We start from the raw sequence: 16,207 nt of genomic DNA, 5'->3' as shown, positions 1-16,207 counted from the left end.
AACTATCGGTCAGCCCGTAGGAAGCTATACCGACGCGGCGGGAAGAGATTGGAATTGGCGCGAAGCGTGCTAATATCCGGTTGGGAAGGAGCGCGAGCGGTGAGGGGCCGTGGAACGCGCGACACGGGCTGCGGCGGTTTCGGGGGGAACCGGCCGCAGCCCCAAACCTTCCCCTATTTCGCCGCTACCCGCCAGATCACGTTACCGACATCATCGGCCACCAGCAGCGCGCCGGTCTTGTCGGTGATCACGCCGACCGGCCGCCCCTGCGCCTGACCGTCCTTGTTGAGGAAGCCGGTCAGCACATCGACCGGTTTCACGCCTTTCAACGGAAAGCCAATGTCGCCGAACGGCACATAGATGACCTTGTAGCCTGACACCGGCACCCGGTTCCACGATCCATGCAGGCCGACAAACGCGCCATTGGCGAACCGGCCCCCAAGCTTCGCATCGCCCGCAAAGCTGATGCCGAGCGCGGCGGTGTGCGGCCCCAGCGCATAATCGGGGCGCTTGGAATATTGCTGGAGTTGCGGATTGCCCGGATCGACCCGCGTGTCGGGATAGCCGCCCCAGTAAAACCAGGGCCAGCCGAAATTGTCGCCCAGCTCCACCGCGGTCATATAATCCGGCACCAGGTCGGAACCGAGCATGTCGCGCTCGTTGACCGTCACCCACAGCCCGCCCGATTTCGGTTCGATCGCCAGGCCGTTGGGATTGCGCAGGCCCGCCGCAAAGACGCGGAAGGTCTTCGCCTCGGGATAGACCTGCAGGATGTTGGCGCGGAATTTCTCCGCCTCCAGCCCGTTCTCGGCGATGTTGCTCGACGATCCGACCGTCACGTACAGCGTCTTGCCGTCCCGATCGGCGATCACGTTGCGCGCCCAATGGTTGCCGCCCGGGTTGAGCTTGATCACCGTCTCGGGTTTGGCGGCGATTTTGGTGTCGCCGTCCTTGTACGGCACCCGCACCAGCGCATCGGTGTTGCCGATATACAGCCAGCCCCCCATCAGCGCCATGCCGAAGGGCGAGTTGAGCCCGGATATGAAAGTCGTGCGGCTCTCCGCCACGCCGTCGCCGTCCGTATCGCGCAGCAGGATGATCTTGTTGGGGGAGGGCACGCCAGCGCCCGCCCGGCCCATCAGATAGCCCATGACGGCGCCGGCAATGCCGCCGCCCTCGCGCGGTGGCGAGTTGCTCTCGGCCACCAGCACATCGCCATTGGGCAGGCGATAGAGCCAGCGCGGATGATCGAGCCCGGTCGCGAACGCCTTCACCGCCAGGCCGGCGGCGGGCACCGGCGTCACGCCTTGCGGCCAGCCGACCGCATCCGCCACCTTGATCGTCGGAAAGCTCTGGATCCGCGGCGCGGAGATCTCCGGCTTCACCCCGGTGACCGCGTCGAGCGGGAGCCGTGCCACATCGGGCTGCCGCAGCCAGAACCACAAGGCGATCGCCGCGAGGATGAGGATTCCGGTAATGATCAGGATGTGTTTGCGCATGAGATAAGGTTACGCCAGCGACAGGGGGAAAGGAAGAGGGAGCGACGATCACACTACATCCGTCATGCCGGACTTGTTCCGGTATCCATGTTTCCGCAAGCGCCGCAGCCGTTGCGCTTGCGGGCCGATGGACCCCGGAACAAGTCCGGGGTGATGGAGGATATCTCGAGAAGTCCGTTCAGGGCTTCCGGGATTGGCCGAACCCCTCATCCCCCGTTATGGCGCACCCATGCTCCGCATCACCGAACTGAAATTGCCGCTCAACCATGCGGAAGAGGCGCTGGCCACCGCGATCCGCACCCGCCTGCGCATCACCCCGCGCGACCTGATCCGCTTCACCGTCGCCCGCCGCGCCCATGATGCGCGCGACAAGATGGACATCCAGCTCGTCTATTCGGTCGACGTCACCCTGCGCGACGAAACCGCGATCCTCGCCCGCTTCAAGAAGGACCGCCATGTCCAGCGCACCCCCGACACAAGCTATCGCTTCCCGGTAAAGGTCCCCGCCGGCTGGAGCGGCAAGCGCCCCGTCGTGGTCGGCACCGGCCCCTGCGGCCTGTTCGCCGGGCTGATCCTCGCGCAAATGGGCTTCCGTCCGATCATCCTCGACCGCGGCAAGGAAGTGAAACAGCGCACCAGGGACACCTGGGGCCTGTGGCGCAAGAGCGAACTCAACCCCGAATCCAACGTCCAGTTCGGCGAGGGCGGCGCCGGCACCTTCTCCGACGGCAAACTCTACAGCCGCATCAAGGATCCGCGGCATCTCGACCGCAAGGTGCTGATCGAGTTCGTCAAGGCCGGCGCCCCCGCGGAGATCCTCACCGAGGCCCACCCCCATATCGGCACCTTTCGGCTGGTCGCGATGGTCCAGAGCCTGCGCGAGACGATCCAGGGCCTTGGCGGCGAATACCGCTTCGAACGCCGCGTCGACCGCCTCGACATCGCGACCGAGGTGGACGGCACCCGCCGCGTGAAGGGCCTCCACCTCCACACCGGCGATTATCTCGAGGCGGACCAGGTCGTGCTAGCGGTCGGCCACAGCGCGCGCGACACCTTCCACATGCTCCATGACGAGGGCGTGTTCATCGAGGCCAAGCCCTTCTCGATCGGCGTGCGCATCGAACATCCGCAAAGCTGGATCGACGACGCCCGTTTCGGCCCCTCGGCCGGCCATCCGATCCTCGGTGCGGCGGATTACAGCCTGTCGCATCACTGCAAGAACGGCCGCACCGTCTACAGCTTCTGCATGTGCCCCGGCGGCACCGTGGTGGCGGCAACCTCGGAGGAAGGCCGTGTCGCCACCAACGGCATGAGCCAATATTCCCGCAACGAGCGCAACGCGAATTCCGGCCTGGTCGTCGGCATCGATCCCGCGCGCGACTATCCCGGCCACCCGCTCGCCGGCATCGCTTTGCAGCGCCACTGGGAATCGCGCGCCTATGTCGCCGGCGGCTCCAATTACAAGGCCCCCGCCCAGACGCTGGGCGACTTCCTCGCCGGCCGCCCGTCGAGCAAGCTCGGCACCGTCGCCCCCTCCTATCTCCCCGGCGTTACCCCGACCGACCTCGCCGAATGCCTGCCCGATTTCGCGGTCACTGCGATGCGCGAGGCGCTGGTCGCCTTCGGCCGCCAGGTCCCCGGCTACGATCATCCCGACGCCCTGATGACCGGCGTCGAAACCCGCACCTCCTCCCCGCTGCGCATCACCCGCGGCCAGGATTTCCAGAGCCTCAACACCAACGGCCTGTTCCCCGCCGGCGAAGGCGCGGGCTATGCCGGCGGCATCCTCTCCGCCGCGGTGGACGGCATCAAGGTGGCGGAGGCCGTCGCGGCGCGCATCACGGGGTAAAGTCCCCTCCCATCCATGCCTTCCGTGGTGTTACCGTCTTCGCAAGCCCTCTTTGCGCCTTCGCGTCTTCGCGTGATCAAACCTGCTCTCCCGCGTAACCGCCCGTCATAATCACCCACCCGATCAGTGCATGCGATTTAATCCATTTCCTCGATCAACCCGAACATGACACTCTGCCTGGGAGCCCAACAAAACCACAGGAGATGTCATGAACGAGCAAGCCACATGCCCGATGGACGGAGGACGAGTCGAAGGCGCCGCCGTCCTGTTCGAGATGACCAACCGGCTCTGGTGGCCGAACCAGCTCGACCTCACGGTGCTCCACCAGAATCCCCCCGCCGGCGATCCCCTGGGCGGGGACTTCGATTATGCCGAGGCCTTCAAGAGCCTCGATCTCGCGGCGGTCAAGGCCGACATCTTCGCCCTGATGACCGAATCGCAGGATTGGTGGCCCGCCGATTTCGGCCATTACGGCCCGCTCTTCATCCGCATGGCATGGCACAGCGCCGGCACCTATCGCATCGGTGACGGCCGCGGCGGTGGCGGCTCGGGCACGCAGCGCTTCGCCCCGCTCAATAGCTGGCCGGACAACGCCAATCTCGACAAGGCCCGCCACCTGCTCTGGCCGATCAAGCAGAAATATGGCCGCAGCCTCTCCTGGGCCGATCTGCTGATCCTCGCGGGCAATTGCGCGCTCGAATCCATGGGTTTCGAAACCGCCGGGTTCGCCGGCGGCCGCGCCGATATCTGGGAGCCGGAGCGGGACATCTCCTGGGGCCCGGAACGCGAATGGCTGGGCGACGAGCGCTACAGCGGCGACCGCGATCTCGCCCACCCGCTGGCCGCGGTGCAGATGGGCCTCATCTACGTCAATCCGGAAGGGCCCAACGGCAACCCCGATCCGCTCGCCTCGGCCCGCGACATCCGCGAGACCTTCGCCCGCATGGCGATGAACGACGAGGAGACCGTCGCGCTGATCGCCGGCGGCCACACCTTCGGCAAGACTCATGGCGCGGCCGTGCCTGACGATTATGTCGGCCCCGAACCGGAAGGCGCCGGCATCGAGCTGCAGGGCCTTGGCTGGGCCAACAGCTACGGCACCGGCAATGCCGGCGACACCATCACCTCGGGGCTCGAGGTCACCTGGACCGACACGCCGACCAAATGGGGCGGCGGCTTCTTCAAGAATCTGTTCGAGCATGAATGGGAACTCACGCGCAGTCCCGCCGGCGCCCAGCAATGGGTGGCGAAGGACTCGGCCGAGACCATCCCCGACGCGCATGATCCGTCGAAGCGCCATCGCCCGACCATGCTGACGACCGATCTCGCGCTGCGGCTCGACCCGGAATATGGCAAGATCTCGCGCCGCTTCCACGAGAATCCGGACCAGTTCGCCAAAGCCTTTGCCGAGGCCTGGTACAAGCTCACCCACCGCGACATGGGCCCGCACAGCCGGTTGCTCGGCCCGGAAGTCCCGGCCGAGCCGCGCATCTGGCAGGATCCGGTCCCGGCGGTCGATCACCCGCTGATCGACGCGGCCGACATCGCATCGCTCAAGGCGAAGATCCTCGCTTCCGGCCTGTCGATCTCGCGGCTGGTCAAGACGGCCTGGGCCTCGGCCTCGACCTATCGCGGATCGGACATGCGCGGCGGCGCCAATGGCGCGCGCATCCGCCTCGCCCCGCAAAAGGACTGGGCGGTCAACGAGCCGGCCGAACTGGCCGCCGCTCTGGCCAAGCTCGGGGAGATCCAGGCGGCGTTCAACGGCGGCGGCACGGTCGGCAACGGCAAGAAGGTCTCGCTTGCCGACCTGATCGTGCTCGGCGGCGCCGCGGCGGTCGAGGCGGCGGCGAAGAAGGCGGGTCATGACGTGACCGTGCCCTTCACCCCGGGCCGCACTGATGCGACGGCGGAACAGACCGACGCCGGCAGCTTCGATCCGCTCGAACCGAAGATCGACGGCTTCCGCAACTATGTCGGCGAAAGCTCGGTCTATTCCGCCGAGGAACTGCTGGTCGATCGCGCCCATCTGCTCTGCCTGACGGCCCCGGAAATGACCGTTCTGGTTGGCGGCCTGCGCGTGCTGGGCGCGAACCATGGCGGATCGAAGCTCGGCGTGTTCACCGATCGGCCGGAGACGCTGACCAACGACTTCTTCGTCAACCTGCTCAAGACGAGCATGACGATGAAGTGGGCGGCATCGGGCGACGGCACCTTCACCGCGAGCGACCGCGGCACCGGCGCGCAGAAATGGACCGGCAGCCGGGTCGACCTGATCTTCGGGTCCAACTCGCAGCTGCGGGCCCTGTCGGAGGCCTATGCGACGGACGATGCGGGCAGGGCGTTCGTGGATGCGTTCGTCGCCGCCTGGACCAAGGTGATGGACGCGGATCGGTTCGATCTGGGGTGAGGTTGGTGAGTGGGTCCCCGGCGTGGTGAGCGTCGGGGGCCTGCTGATATCCGCCACCGCGTAATTAGTCGTATCAGGGGTCACGCCCTTGCGGTAGGCTACGAGCGCTATCTTAGCCGGGAATAAGCGTTGAACCGGCGCTGCTCCTGAGTGATTAAATATGTCCGTATTGTCACCCACGGGCCCAATTAGGAAACGAATGGGAAGGATAATCCGTTGACATCGCGGAGAGCCTTTCGTGGTGGATTTTGTTTCCCAGGAGAAGCGCAGCAAGATCATGCGCGGCGTGAAGAGCAAGGACACACGCCCAGAAAAGCGGGTACGATCCCTTCTGCACCGACACGGCTATCGCTTTCGTCTGCACGATAAGAACTTGCCTGGGCGACCCGATATTATCCTACCGCGCTTTAGATCGGTAATCTTCGTTCACGGCTGCTTCTGGCACAATCACGAAGACTGTTCCCAGGGCAGGATACCCGAATCAAATCGGAGTTTCTGGGAGGCCAAAATCAGCCGAACCAAGGCCAGGGACCGCGAGCACTCGAAGACCCTGGCAACGCTGGGTTGGCGCGTACTCACAATTTGGGAGTGCGAACTCACCAGTGAGAACAGCTTATTGGAACGTCTCGAAGCGTTCCTCAGCGACGGAAATTCTGCTGATTCAGGTGCTTGACTAACCCACAAATTTGCGCCTGGTCCTATTGCCCTACCCGTGCCATAATGGAGATTGAAACATACGCCCGGGGGATTATGGCTAGGCGCAATCAACTACCAGTATTTATCGACGCCTTTGCCGGCTGTGGCGGGCTCTCGCTCGGGCTTATGCAAGCTGGACTCAAGGGCCTATTTGCAATCGAGAAAGACGAATTCGCCTTCCTAACCCTACAAAAGAACCTTGTCGAGAGAGATTCAAGATTTAAGTTCGTGTGGCCTTCATGGCTTCCCAAACAGTCAATGGCCATAGAATCATTGATCGGAACATATCACGACAAACTTTTAGCCTTACGTGGCAAGGTTGACGTTCTAGCTGGAGGTCCTCCGTGCCAGGGTTTTTCCACCGCCGGGCGTCGCCAAGCAGATGATCCCCGTAATCGCCTTTTCCAGTCCTACGTCGAACTCGTGACCTTGCTTGAGCCCAAAATCGTGCTCATGGAGAACGTCCGGGGTTTTGCGATGGATTTTGGCAAAGAGGATTCCGTTCACAATTATTCTCAAAAGCTGAGAAAGCTCCTTTCGAAGCGGTATATTGTGCATGAACGCTTACTTGATCTATCGCGTTTTGGCGTGCCTCAGCAACGTATTCGATATCTGCTCATAGCGATCCATCCAGATCTTGGAGCGATCGATCCCTTTGAGGAGATCGAACAAGGACTATCGAGCTTCCTCCGGCGCGAGAATCTGCAAGCCCCCGTCTCCTCTTGGTCGGCGATCTCCGATCTGGAAGTCGGGGCGGGAGGAACTCGGCCCAGCGTAGACACTCCAGGGTTTGTGGAAACGATTCCCAGTCCGCGCCGCACTGCGTTCCAGAAGCTAATGGGTGCGGGTGCAACCTCCGTGGGGGATTTGCGCCTTGCCCGGCACTCGGCTGAAATAAGCAAGCGTTTCGGTGAGATTATTGGTCTTTGCCACGCTGAAGGAAGACTAAATACAAGTATCAGCACTGAGATGCGCAACCGGTACGGCCTGAAGAAGCAGGCGCTACGAGTGTTGGACCCGGATCGCCCTTCACCGACGATCACGAGTATGCCTGATGATCTTCTTCATTACAGGGAACCAAGGGCGCTCACGGTTCGAGAAAATGCTCGTCTGCAATCATTCCCCGACTGGTTTAACTTCTTTGGTAAGTACACGACCGGCGGAGAGCGACGGCGGCGGGAGGTGCCTCGGTTTACACAGGTAGCTAATGCAGTCCCGCCGCTCGCCGCGCAAGCGATCGGGGAGGCATTGCTCAGAATTCTTAAGAAGAGCGCAAAGATGCAGTCCGAGAATCTAGGTAGAAGGAGCAAACGAGCCGCGCAGGATCTTGAACTCATTGCGCAACTCTAAGAGAAGTTTTCGGAGAGAACGCATTTCCTCAATTGAAATGACCTCCCCGTAGGTTACGCCAGCAACACCCCGTGGTTTTCCATCCGGTGAAAGTACCTTGTGGCCGAGGATGTTTCTCATGGGTACGACATTCTCTATGTAGCGCTTAACGCTTTTCTGATAAATTTGCTGATTAGCAAAAGCAGGTAAGTCCATCAGGCGAGTCAATATCCGCAGCCCGTCATTCGCCGTGAATATTCCATACTTCGCAAGAATCGTTGCAGCATCCGGGCTATCCGTCAGCTTTTTTATACTCTTTTCTAGTGAAGGTACCTTTGCGTTAAGCAAGCTAACCATTTCGTCAAGGATATCAGCTTTGCCTTCATCATCTAACAAGTCGTGGGCAAGCTGGAGACATTCCCGCGCGGTCTGGTCGACATCGCTGGTGGCTCCCATCACAATGCCACGCGTGTGATCCAGGTCTAAGACCTTTTTAATCATCGAATGGAAAAGTTGACCTACTTCTTCCACGAGTTCATCACGAACGACAAAATAGACTCCCTCATTCCCGGCTTCATAAGAGGCTGTTCGAAGCTGGCCTATATCGGCATTTGCCGAGTAGAAGACGATGTCCTTGTAGGGAACCGTCTCTCGGATTCTAGCTATTACGGTTTCGCCTCTTAGGCCACCGCCGAGATTCCAATCCACCAAAATCAGGTCGATCTCATCTCGAAAAATATCATCAGCTAGATGTTGTGATACTTGGTCGATCTCAGTGCAGAACGTATGTTTAAGATCAAAACCCTCTTCCGCCATCGCGCGATGAAGGCTCTGCACGGAACCGCGCACCAGATCCGGCTGGTCATCGACCCATAGGACGTTGAAGTCCAGCCTCACGCGCGCCTCTTGCGCGGTGCAACGACCACCTTGAAAGAAAGGCCAGGGTCCGCATGCTCTAGATCAAGCTCTATGCTACCGTTCATTTCGCCAAGCACCTGACGAACATGGTATAGCCCCAATCCTGAACCGGTCGCAGAGGTCGTGTAGCCCATTTCGAAGATGCGCGCTGGATCGACCCCCGAAGACAATCCTCTACCATTATCGGTAGCCGTAAGGACAACCGATTTGTCATCGCGCCCGGATATCTCGAACGCGATACGGCGGGCCTCAGCCTTTTTTGCATTACTGATGAGGTTCTCGACCACGATGGCAACGTCCATTGGGTTAAAGCGCATTTTGAGGCCGGGATGCTCGTTCTTGACCTCAACCTGTGTTCGCTTTCGCCCCGAAAGAACCGACACCTTATTGATATAATCCTCAATGAAGGTCGGCAAGTCCGTATCGACCATTCCGGAATCCAGCTCGAAATTCGCCATCGTTGCAAACTTGGTTGCCGCCTGAATTCTCCTATTGAGTATTGACATCTGCTCGAGAGCGCTGACCAACTCGGCACGCGTTATCGTATCTTTGTTCTTTGTATCCTGGATCAGATTTTCAATCTGTTGATTGAGTTCAACGGAATAAATCGTGACTTGATGGTGCAAATTGAGCGTCTTAGCGACATCGAGACTCACCACACTCTCTAGAAAGTGTGCGCGGCGCCGGTCGATGTCCGCTTCTTCTTCTGCCTTCGTGGCACGGGCATTCGCTTTCAATGCGGCGGCGCGCTCTTGATCTGCTACTTTACGCGCCTCCGCTTCCGCGCGTCTGAGTTCCTCGAATCGTCGCTCTGCCCCCTTCAGGCCATCAAGAAACTTCTTATCACCCGTTTTCTCCGCGATGGCCCGCAGGCTTACCAATGAGCCTTCAAAACGCTCGGAGCGTTCGTTCAAAATTCCGATGAGTTTTTGGCTGTAGTGGATGAGCTCAACGTCATCATTGTCGACCAACTTGGCCACGACTTCAGCTATCCGCGCCCTGCCGGGGTCAGTCAGCAGGCGGGAAAGGTCTTCGGCCGTGGCATCGGCACTGTCGGCCCAGGACACCGGCACAACGTATTTTTCGAGGCGCTTTAGGCAATATTCCATGAAGCATTGCTTCAATTCACGCACCGCTGGCGTGTCGATCAAGCCCTGGTTGCGGCTTGAAGCCTCCTGAAAATCGGCGTCCGGCCCAAAAACATCTATCCGGCCTATGATCTCACGGCTGCCAAGGAAGCGGGAGTACCCCTGCTGCTTTCTCCGGTCGTAACCAAACCAGTCAGAATCTGCTTCGCCTATGGGGAATACCCGAAAGCCATTCCTGAAGAGGAAAACAGAGCCGAATTGTATGGACGGCAAGCCGATGCGGCGTGCGAAGGTAACCTTGGCGGATTGGTTGAGATAATAGAGTTCACAGTAAAAATCTGACCCTTCCAACCTGACGAATGGGTTGGGTTCCCTTATCTCATAGATAACCTCGCCTCGGTCGGTGAGCGTCGAATGAATGAAACCGCTTTCGATCCTCACCGTAAGGAAAGTAGTTTTTCCCTGAAGTTCAGAAAAAACGAAATTGCCGACCCTCCCGTTGACGATATCCCTGGAAGATACCTCACCGCTAACCCTCTTGGCTCGTGCCTCCGCCTCCTTATCAGCGCTTTGTTCATCGGGTGCAGTTATAAAGATTGAGAAGGCATCTGCCGCGTTTCCAAAGGGGTTGATCAGCTTCGCGAGAGCGGATTTCAGCGAGACCAAATCCTCGCGTGCCCAGATGTGCCGCAGCTTCTTTATTTCAATAACGGTCCCATGCGTGAGCTTCGTTTCGAACGCCTTCAACTGCAGAGGAAGGGTAAGCTTGTCGATTTCCTGGTATGCGACGGGAATTGTCTCGAAATGCTCGGTGTCATCCTGCTCAAATTTTTCCCAGTCGATTTCGAGGCGATGCCCTTGCGCGCCGCGGCCTTTCGAGCGCGTCTTAAGGATTATCGTTTCACCAAGTCGATCCGAGGAGAAACGGCCGATGCCTTTGCTTCCTGCCAGACGACCCCGATCCGCCGCCTTGTCACGGAAGTCCTTCGCGTTGGCGGCTCGCTTTGATGAATAGGCGACAAAAAGCCATTTCTTGGTGAGGTCGTCGTAATCCATTCCCGACCCGTCGTCGGCAACGATAATTTTTTCTTCGTCAAAGAAGAGGTGAACGTTCTTGGCGCCCGCATCGAAGGAGTTTTTTACCATCTCAAAAATGGCAACTTCATCGTCGGTTATGAGTTCGCGCCCTAGCACGCGCTTTAGGCCAACGCTCACGTCAAAATGCAGATCTGGTTTTTTCAACACGTCCCTCCGGAAAAAACGATTATAGGCTAGGTAGAGGACGATGTTAATCACCCCCCCGTTGCTGGGGTTCAGAGCGAGCGAGGCAGCGGTCCGGCTTTGGGGTTTCGAGGGAGCGGGGCGCGTCCTTGAATGGCGATCCAACGGCTAGACCTTGGAGGCTTCATTACAACGGCACGCGTAATGCCCCCTATTTTCTTCCTCGCCTCCGGCTTTGAAAATCAGGACCAGTGGTTGAGCTACCACTATTCGTTCATAGCCTTGTTCGAATCCTCAGCCCAAACCCCATCGATTCAGCCTCATCCGGAATCCCGCTACCGTTCCGCCATGGCACTGCTTCAAACCATCCCGACCTGGCCCGCATTCGCGTGTGCGCTGCCCTTGCTGTACGCGGCGCTGCGCCTGGCTGGACATCAGCTGGCAGGGACTGCCGCACACACCCGCGGCCCGTCGCGACGAATTCCCTGTTCCGCACGGAAAATTCCCTGTTCCGCGTTTCGAAATTCCCTGTTCCTGATTATCAGGGAATTGGCCCTGAAGGCGCTGATATCCCTTCAGAAAATAACCCGAAAAAGACCGCTTTAACCCGCGGAAAAAGAAAATTCCGTGTTACACCCCCAATAACAGGGAAATCCCGCCCGCCGCCTCGGCCCCCGATGAGCCCGCAGCGCCCGCCTACTACCCCACCTACGCCGCCCAGGCGCGGAAGCTCTGCTGCCTCGGGGCGGAGGCGCCCGACATCGCCGACTTCTTCGACATCGCCACCTTTAACCACTGGTACCGCAGCCAGCCCGATTTCGCCGCAGCCATCGCTAAGGGCAGCAGGCTGGCCGACGAGCGCGTCGAGATGTCGCTCTATCACCGCGCCATCGGCTTCGATCGCAGGATGACGAAGGTCTTCACCCCGGCCCGCGCCGAGGAACCGATCGTGGTTTGCTGGCGCGAGAGCGTGCCGGCTGACGTCGAAGCCGCGGCCCTCTGGTTGAGCAGGCGCCAGCCGGAGCAATGAGGAGAGCTGGAAAGCCGCGACCGCCGGCGTCGTCGCTCCACCCCGATCAATGCCCCGACCACTGCTCCAGCTAGCCCCGCGCCAGCCACCACCACCCGGCCTACCGCGCGGCGCGGAAGCAAAGCCCTCCGCCATACTGCCGCTTCGCCCCTAAGCCCGCCTCATCGCGATCGGCCCGCCGCTCAGGATGCGATGTCGGTCGGCGTCGCCGTCAACAAGCCGCCGCCGATCCCTCCCAGCGGCACGTCCTGATCGATCTGAAAGTCCCATCGGCCGGGTCGTTCAGCCGGGCTCCCGGCGTATCGCCGTCACGGTCCCAGCTTGGGTCCGCATCGAGATCGTTCGTGCTGAAGTCGTAACTCCAGTCCGTGCCCTTGGCCGACTGCAGATAGAGGGCGCCGCGATTCTCGTCGAACTCCAGGGCGCAGGCGCTGTTGGCGCCGATGGTCCCGTGCCAATTGCCGTCCGGCTGCTCGATCGCACCCTGCAGATCGGGCAGCGAGCCGCCCTGGAAGGTGACCTGCCAGGCCTCGTCGGTGTTGTTGTACAGGTGCCTGGTGGTCATCGCGCTCTCCATGTTGTCGAGGGCGATGCTCGCCGCCGCGCGCCGAGGTGTCAAGCAAGCGCCGGCCACGAATCGGCCATCGATTCAAAACATCTCCACGCCCCCTTAAAGATATGTCGTCCGGTCCATTTGGCAGAGAGCGCCATCCGGGACCGTGACGCGGCCGACTCAATATTGATCATCGGCCGATGAAGGAGGCCGTCGCGTCGCGACGGACTGTGTTCGCGCGGAAGAAATCCAATAGGAACCTTCCGCAGAACTATGTGTCAATCAAGGAGTATTTATGAAAATTTCGAAAGCCATCAAAGCCGTGCTTTCCTGCCTCGCGATGACGACCATGTCGTCCGCGGCATTCGCCGCGCCGACCTATACCGGACTGACCACCATCCAGAGCGTCGTTGCGTTCCAGTCGGGCGTCGTGCTCTTCACGGTCGCCACCACAACGCCGTCTTCGCCCTGGTCGACCTGCAACGGCAACCATCAGTTCGCCTTCAACACCGGAAGCCTTAGCGGGCAGACGCTGTACAAGAACGTCCTCACCGCGCAGCAGGGCGCCAAGGGCGTGTACATCGTGGGGACCGGGGCGTGCACCCTGAAGAATGCGGTCGAAGACCTGGATTACATCCAGATCAATCCGTGATCTGAACCTCGCGCCCGCTATTGTCCGGTCCAAGCCAGGGCTGCCGGACAATAGGGCGGACCAACGCCTGACCGTGCCCCCTCGCCTGGGGGCACGGATCAGCGAAAAGGCCCGTCGCGGCCCGGCCTCAATCGAACAACGGCGCCAGCCGCCCGGTAATCCGCTCAGATCTCGCAGATCTCGGTGACAGTGCATTCAATTCGGACCCCAGGCCGTCCGGCCGCAATCAGGCGATCGCCTGCAATCCCTTGCGCTGAGTGATAGACAGAAGGCGTAGCGCGGGGCCGCCCGGACGCTTTACGCCGCGCTCTCAATCCGACACCAGAGCGCGGCAGACGTTGAGATAATCGGCGAACACCGGCTGCGAAACCTGCTCGCGCTCGCGGATCGCGCCGATGCCCTCGCCCGCCGATTCAACCCAACCCCATTCCATGCTGAAATCTTCCGGGACGCCTCACGTCGCGCGGCCCAGAGGCGGCCCGCGAACTATTCGATTTCAGCCGGAAGAAGAGCATCATGAAAATCCGATACCCCTCGCGTAATTCGGTTAGTAAAGCGGCAATATCGCTGCAGTCAGGTCCATGGGGCGGAGGCATGAAATCGCAGTCCTCGCGCATGTGCCACGCGACGCCCTTCAATACTCCGCGCACAGGTGCCAAGAACCGCCCGTTTTCGTCCCTCTCGGCGGTGGGTCGCATAAATCAGCGAATACTGGCGTGGATCCCGCGGATGCGAGCGTTCCCCGCCACGTGTTCTGGTCCGTTACTGCGCCAACGGTCCAACATGACGCCGCTCGACTACGGGCCGCCCGCGTTACCCCTCGAACAACGGCGCCAGCCGCCCGGTAATCCGCTCCAGCACCGTCGCCCCCGCCAGGTCTGGCTCGAACGCTTCGCCCGTGATCGTCTCGAACGCCTCTGCATAGATCGCCGATGTGCCCAGCACGAGTTCCTGCGGAATCGCCGGGATCGGGTCGTTATACGGGTCGCACCGCGCCGCCACCCAGGCGCGGATAAAGTCCTTGTCGAAGCTTTCGGGCCGCTCGCCGGCTTCGAAGCGCTCGGCATAGCTCGCCTGTTTCCAGTAACGGCTGCTGTCCGGCGTGTGGATCTCGTCCGCCAGGATGATCTTGCCGTCCGGGTCCACCCCGAACTCGTATTTGGTATCGGCCAGGATCAGCCCGCGCTCGGCCGCCATCGCCCGGCCGCGCGCGAACAACGCGAGCGCGGTGGCGCTGATCTCCTCCCATTGCGCGGGGGTCAGCAGCTTGTGCTCCAGGATCTCGGCCGGAGTCAGCGGCGCGTCATGCCCGCCGTCGAATTCCTTGCTGGTCGGCGTGATGACGGGGGCGGGCAGGGCCTCATTGTCGCGCATCCCGTCGGGCAGGGTCATGCCGTACATGGTGCGCTCACCCGCCTTGTACAACGTCAGGATCGAGGTGCCCGTCGTCCCCGCAAGATAGCCGCGCACCACGATCTCCACCGGCAAGATGTCGAGCCGGCGGCACAGCAGCACGTTCGGATCCGGATATTCCAGCACATGGTTGGCGCAGATATCGGTGGTCTGCTCGAACCAGAAGCGCGCGGTCTGGGTCAGGATCTGCCCCTTGAACGGCACCGCGCAGAGGATCCGGTCGAACGCGCTCAGCCGGTCGCTCGCGATGATCACCCGGCGCCCATCGGCCAGATCGTAATTGTCGCGCACCTTGCCGCGATAGTGCCTGGGCAGCTGCGGGATCGTCGCATCGTCCAGCACGCGCGAGGCATAAGGGGCAAGGTCTTGGGGCGACATGGACAGGTCCTTGTGAGGGTATGCGGCGCGTCCCTAGAGCATCGAGCGACGAATCCGAACCCCTGCTGTTCGTCCAGAATTAGGGTGACTAACCACCCCGTTCGCGTCGAGTGCCATCGAGCTTGTCGAGATGGCGTATCGAGAGGCAAATGTGTCTCGATACGGGTTCTCGACAGGCTCGACCCCTACTCGACACGAACGGTGTGGATACCAGATCGGCGGGGTCCGTTCGCCCGCCGCTCAGCCCTCGTCACCCTCCGGCCGTGCCCTGGGCGGATGAAGCCGCACCCGTTCCACCCGGGTCGGCTCGGCCTCGATCACCTCGATCGTCCAGCCGCTGTCATGCTGGATGCACTCGCCCCGCTGCGGCACATGCCCGGCCAGCACCGCGGCCAGGCCGCCGATCGTGTCGACATCGCCGTCAACGTCCAGCTCGGTCCCGATCGTCTCGGCGACATCCTCCAGCTCGGCGCGCGCATCCGCTTCCCACGCGCCGCCGTCGAGCGGGATGAGCAGCGCCTCGGGCGCATCGTCATGCTCGTCCTCGATGTCGCCGGTGATCTCCTCGATCAGATCCTCGATCGTGACGAGCCCTTCGGTCCCGAAATATTCGTCGAGCACGATGGCGAGGTGGACCCGCTTCTGCCGCATGTCCGCCAGCAGATCGAGCGCCCCGCGCGACATCGGCACGTACAGCGGCTCGCGGATCAGCCCTTCCAGCGTCGCGGGATGCTCCGCCCCGGTCGCCAGGATGTTGAACACGTCCTTGAGGTGGATCATGCCGATGATGGTATCGAGCTTCGCGCGGTACACCGGCAACCGGCTGTGCCCGGCCTCGGCGAACAGGGTCACCAGGTCGGCGAAGCTGGTCTTCTCCTCCACCGCGACGATGTCCGCCCGCGGCACGCCGACATCGCCCGCGTCGCGCTCGCCGAAATGCAGCAGGTTGCGCACCATCTGGCGTTCGAGCGGGGAAAGGTCGCCGGCCGCGTCGGGCCCGGGCTCGTCCTCATGCGCGTCGATCGCTTCCTCGAGCTGCGCGCGGAGCGAATCGTCGCCGGGATCGCCGAAGATGAAGGAGCGGAAGGAGCGCCATATGCTCCCCTCCTGGGGGGCTGGCCCATCGGCCTTATGTCCGGTGCCGCTGCTACTGTCGCCGTCGGGCATGCTG

14 protein-coding genes are annotated in these 16,207 nt (G+C 61.4%); 7 read left to right on the top strand and 7 right to left on the bottom strand.

The window, feature by feature from the left end:
- Nucleotides 1-173: 173 nt before the first annotated feature.
- Nucleotides 174-1,499 (bottom strand): PQQ-dependent sugar dehydrogenase, encoded by a 1,326-nt coding sequence (locus tag AC1RT8_RS21325; RefSeq protein ID WP_493078143.1) that lies wholly within the window; start codon nucleotides 1,497-1,499, stop codon nucleotides 174-176.
- Between the two features lie 229 nt (nucleotides 1,500-1,728).
- On the opposite strand from AC1RT8_RS21325, the gene AC1RT8_RS21320 reads away from it, so the two are divergent.
- The 4 genes from AC1RT8_RS21320 (at nucleotide 1,729) to AC1RT8_RS21305 (ending at nucleotide 7,804) form a co-directional block, all read left to right on the top strand.
- Nucleotides 1,729-3,348 carry an NAD(P)/FAD-dependent oxidoreductase gene (locus tag AC1RT8_RS21320; protein ID WP_493078142.1) on the top strand — a complete coding sequence of 540 codons (1,620 nt, stop codon included), beginning with the start codon at nucleotides 1,729-1,731 and terminating at the stop codon, nucleotides 3,346-3,348.
- Nucleotides 3,349-3,556: 208 nt separating this feature from the next.
- Nucleotides 3,557-5,758: a catalase/peroxidase HPI gene (gene katG / locus AC1RT8_RS21315; protein WP_493078141.1), complete on the top strand. Its 2,202-nt coding sequence runs from the start codon at nucleotides 3,557-3,559 to the stop codon at nucleotides 5,756-5,758.
- Nucleotides 5,759-5,996: 238 nt separating this feature from the next.
- Nucleotides 5,997-6,431 carry a very short patch repair endonuclease gene (locus AC1RT8_RS21310; protein ID WP_493078139.1) on the top strand — a complete coding sequence of 145 codons (435 nt, stop codon included), beginning with the start codon at nucleotides 5,997-5,999 and terminating at the stop codon, nucleotides 6,429-6,431.
- Nucleotides 6,432-6,478: 47 nt separating this feature from the next.
- Nucleotides 6,479-7,804, top strand: coding sequence for a DNA cytosine methyltransferase (locus AC1RT8_RS21305; protein WP_493078138.1), 1,326 nt, complete (start codon nucleotides 6,479-6,481; stop codon nucleotides 7,802-7,804).
- On the opposite strand, the gene AC1RT8_RS21300 is transcribed toward AC1RT8_RS21305, so the two are convergent.
- Both AC1RT8_RS21300 and AC1RT8_RS21295 read right to left on the bottom strand, forming a co-directional pair.
- Nucleotides 7,748-8,680, bottom strand: coding sequence for a hypothetical protein (locus AC1RT8_RS21300; RefSeq protein WP_493078137.1), 933 nt, complete (start codon nucleotides 8,678-8,680; stop codon nucleotides 7,748-7,750). The genes AC1RT8_RS21305 and AC1RT8_RS21300 overlap by 57 nt on opposite strands.
- Nucleotides 8,677-11,031 carry an ATP-binding protein gene (locus AC1RT8_RS21295; RefSeq protein WP_493078136.1) on the bottom strand — a complete coding sequence of 785 codons (2,355 nt, stop codon included), beginning with the start codon at nucleotides 11,029-11,031 and terminating at the stop codon, nucleotides 8,677-8,679. Before AC1RT8_RS21295 ends, AC1RT8_RS21300 begins: the two co-directional genes overlap by 4 nt.
- A gap of 132 nt (nucleotides 11,032-11,163) precedes the next feature.
- Here AC1RT8_RS21295 and AC1RT8_RS21290 point away from each other — a divergent pair, with 132 nt between their 5' ends.
- Together AC1RT8_RS21290 and AC1RT8_RS21285 are read left to right on the top strand one after the other, a co-directional pair.
- Nucleotides 11,164-11,616: a hypothetical protein gene (locus tag AC1RT8_RS21290; protein WP_493078135.1), complete on the top strand. Its 453-nt coding sequence runs from the start codon at nucleotides 11,164-11,166 to the stop codon at nucleotides 11,614-11,616.
- A 262-nt stretch (nucleotides 11,617-11,878) separates the two neighbouring features.
- Nucleotides 11,879-12,040, top strand: a complete 162-nt coding sequence (locus tag AC1RT8_RS21285) for a hypothetical protein (protein WP_493078133.1) — start codon at nucleotides 11,879-11,881, stop codon at nucleotides 12,038-12,040.
- Nucleotides 12,041-12,251: 211 nt separating this feature from the next.
- On the opposite strand, the gene AC1RT8_RS21280 is transcribed toward AC1RT8_RS21285, so the two are convergent.
- Nucleotides 12,252-12,605, bottom strand: coding sequence for a ligand-gated ion channel (locus AC1RT8_RS21280; protein WP_493078131.1), 354 nt, complete (start codon nucleotides 12,603-12,605; stop codon nucleotides 12,252-12,254).
- Between the two features lie 283 nt (nucleotides 12,606-12,888).
- Between AC1RT8_RS21280 and AC1RT8_RS21275 the strand changes: the two genes are divergently transcribed.
- Nucleotides 12,889-13,245: a hypothetical protein gene (locus AC1RT8_RS21275; RefSeq protein ID WP_493078130.1), complete on the top strand. Its 357-nt coding sequence runs from the start codon at nucleotides 12,889-12,891 to the stop codon at nucleotides 13,243-13,245.
- A gap of 310 nt (nucleotides 13,246-13,555) precedes the next feature.
- Here AC1RT8_RS21275 and AC1RT8_RS21270 read toward each other — a convergent pair whose 3' ends face one another.
- The 3 genes from AC1RT8_RS21270 to AC1RT8_RS21260 form a co-directional block, all read right to left on the bottom strand.
- Entirely contained in the window at nucleotides 13,556-13,678 is a 123-nt protein-coding gene (locus AC1RT8_RS21270; RefSeq protein ID WP_493078128.1) for a helix-turn-helix domain-containing protein, read from the bottom strand.
- A gap of 380 nt (nucleotides 13,679-14,058) precedes the next feature.
- Complete coding sequence (locus AC1RT8_RS21265) at nucleotides 14,059-15,036, bottom strand: phosphoribosylaminoimidazolesuccinocarboxamide synthase (RefSeq protein ID WP_493078126.1); 978 nt, start codon at nucleotides 15,034-15,036, stop codon at nucleotides 14,059-14,061.
- Between the two features lie 240 nt (nucleotides 15,037-15,276).
- Nucleotides 15,277-16,203 carry a hemolysin family protein gene (locus AC1RT8_RS21260; protein ID WP_493078124.1) on the bottom strand — a complete coding sequence of 309 codons (927 nt, stop codon included), beginning with the start codon at nucleotides 16,201-16,203 and terminating at the stop codon, nucleotides 15,277-15,279.
- Nucleotides 16,204-16,207: the final 4 nt, after the last annotated feature.

The sequence above is a fragment of the Sphingomonas sp. GW821-FHT10F11 genome, assembly GCF_058809095.1.
This window is presented reverse-complemented; position numbering and strand designations above follow the sequence as displayed.

What these genes read in the sequence shown, in the direction of transcription:
- AC1RT8_RS21325 (WP_493078143.1), bottom strand. Translation starts at nt 1,499, where the DNA reads ATGCGCAAACACATCCTGATCATTACCGGAATCCTCATCCTCGCGGCG.
- AC1RT8_RS21320 (WP_493078142.1), top strand. Translation starts at nt 1,729, where the DNA reads ATGCTCCGCATCACCGAACTGAAATTGCCGCTCAACCATGCGGAAGAG.
- katG (WP_493078141.1), top strand. Translation starts at nt 3,557, where the DNA reads ATGAACGAGCAAGCCACATGCCCGATGGACGGAGGACGAGTCGAAGGC.
- AC1RT8_RS21305 (WP_493078138.1), top strand. Translation starts at nt 6,479, where the DNA reads ATGGAGATTGAAACATACGCCCGGGGGATTATGGCTAGGCGCAATCAA.
- AC1RT8_RS21290 (WP_493078135.1), top strand. Translation starts at nt 11,164, where the DNA reads ATGGCGATCCAACGGCTAGACCTTGGAGGCTTCATTACAACGGCACGC.
- AC1RT8_RS21285 (WP_493078133.1), top strand. Translation starts at nt 11,879, where the DNA reads ATGTCGCTCTATCACCGCGCCATCGGCTTCGATCGCAGGATGACGAAG.
- AC1RT8_RS21280 (WP_493078131.1), bottom strand. Translation starts at nt 12,605, where the DNA reads ATGACCACCAGGCACCTGTACAACAACACCGACGAGGCCTGGCAGGTC.
- AC1RT8_RS21275 (WP_493078130.1), top strand. Translation starts at nt 12,889, where the DNA reads ATGAAAATTTCGAAAGCCATCAAAGCCGTGCTTTCCTGCCTCGCGATG.
- AC1RT8_RS21270 (WP_493078128.1), bottom strand. Translation starts at nt 13,678, where the DNA reads ATGGAATGGGGTTGGGTTGAATCGGCGGGCGAGGGCATCGGCGCGATC.
- AC1RT8_RS21265 (WP_493078126.1), bottom strand. Translation starts at nt 15,036, where the DNA reads ATGTCGCCCCAAGACCTTGCCCCTTATGCCTCGCGCGTGCTGGACGAT.
- AC1RT8_RS21260 (WP_493078124.1), bottom strand. Translation starts at nt 16,203, where the DNA reads ATGCCCGACGGCGACAGTAGCAGCGGCACCGGACATAAGGCCGATGGG.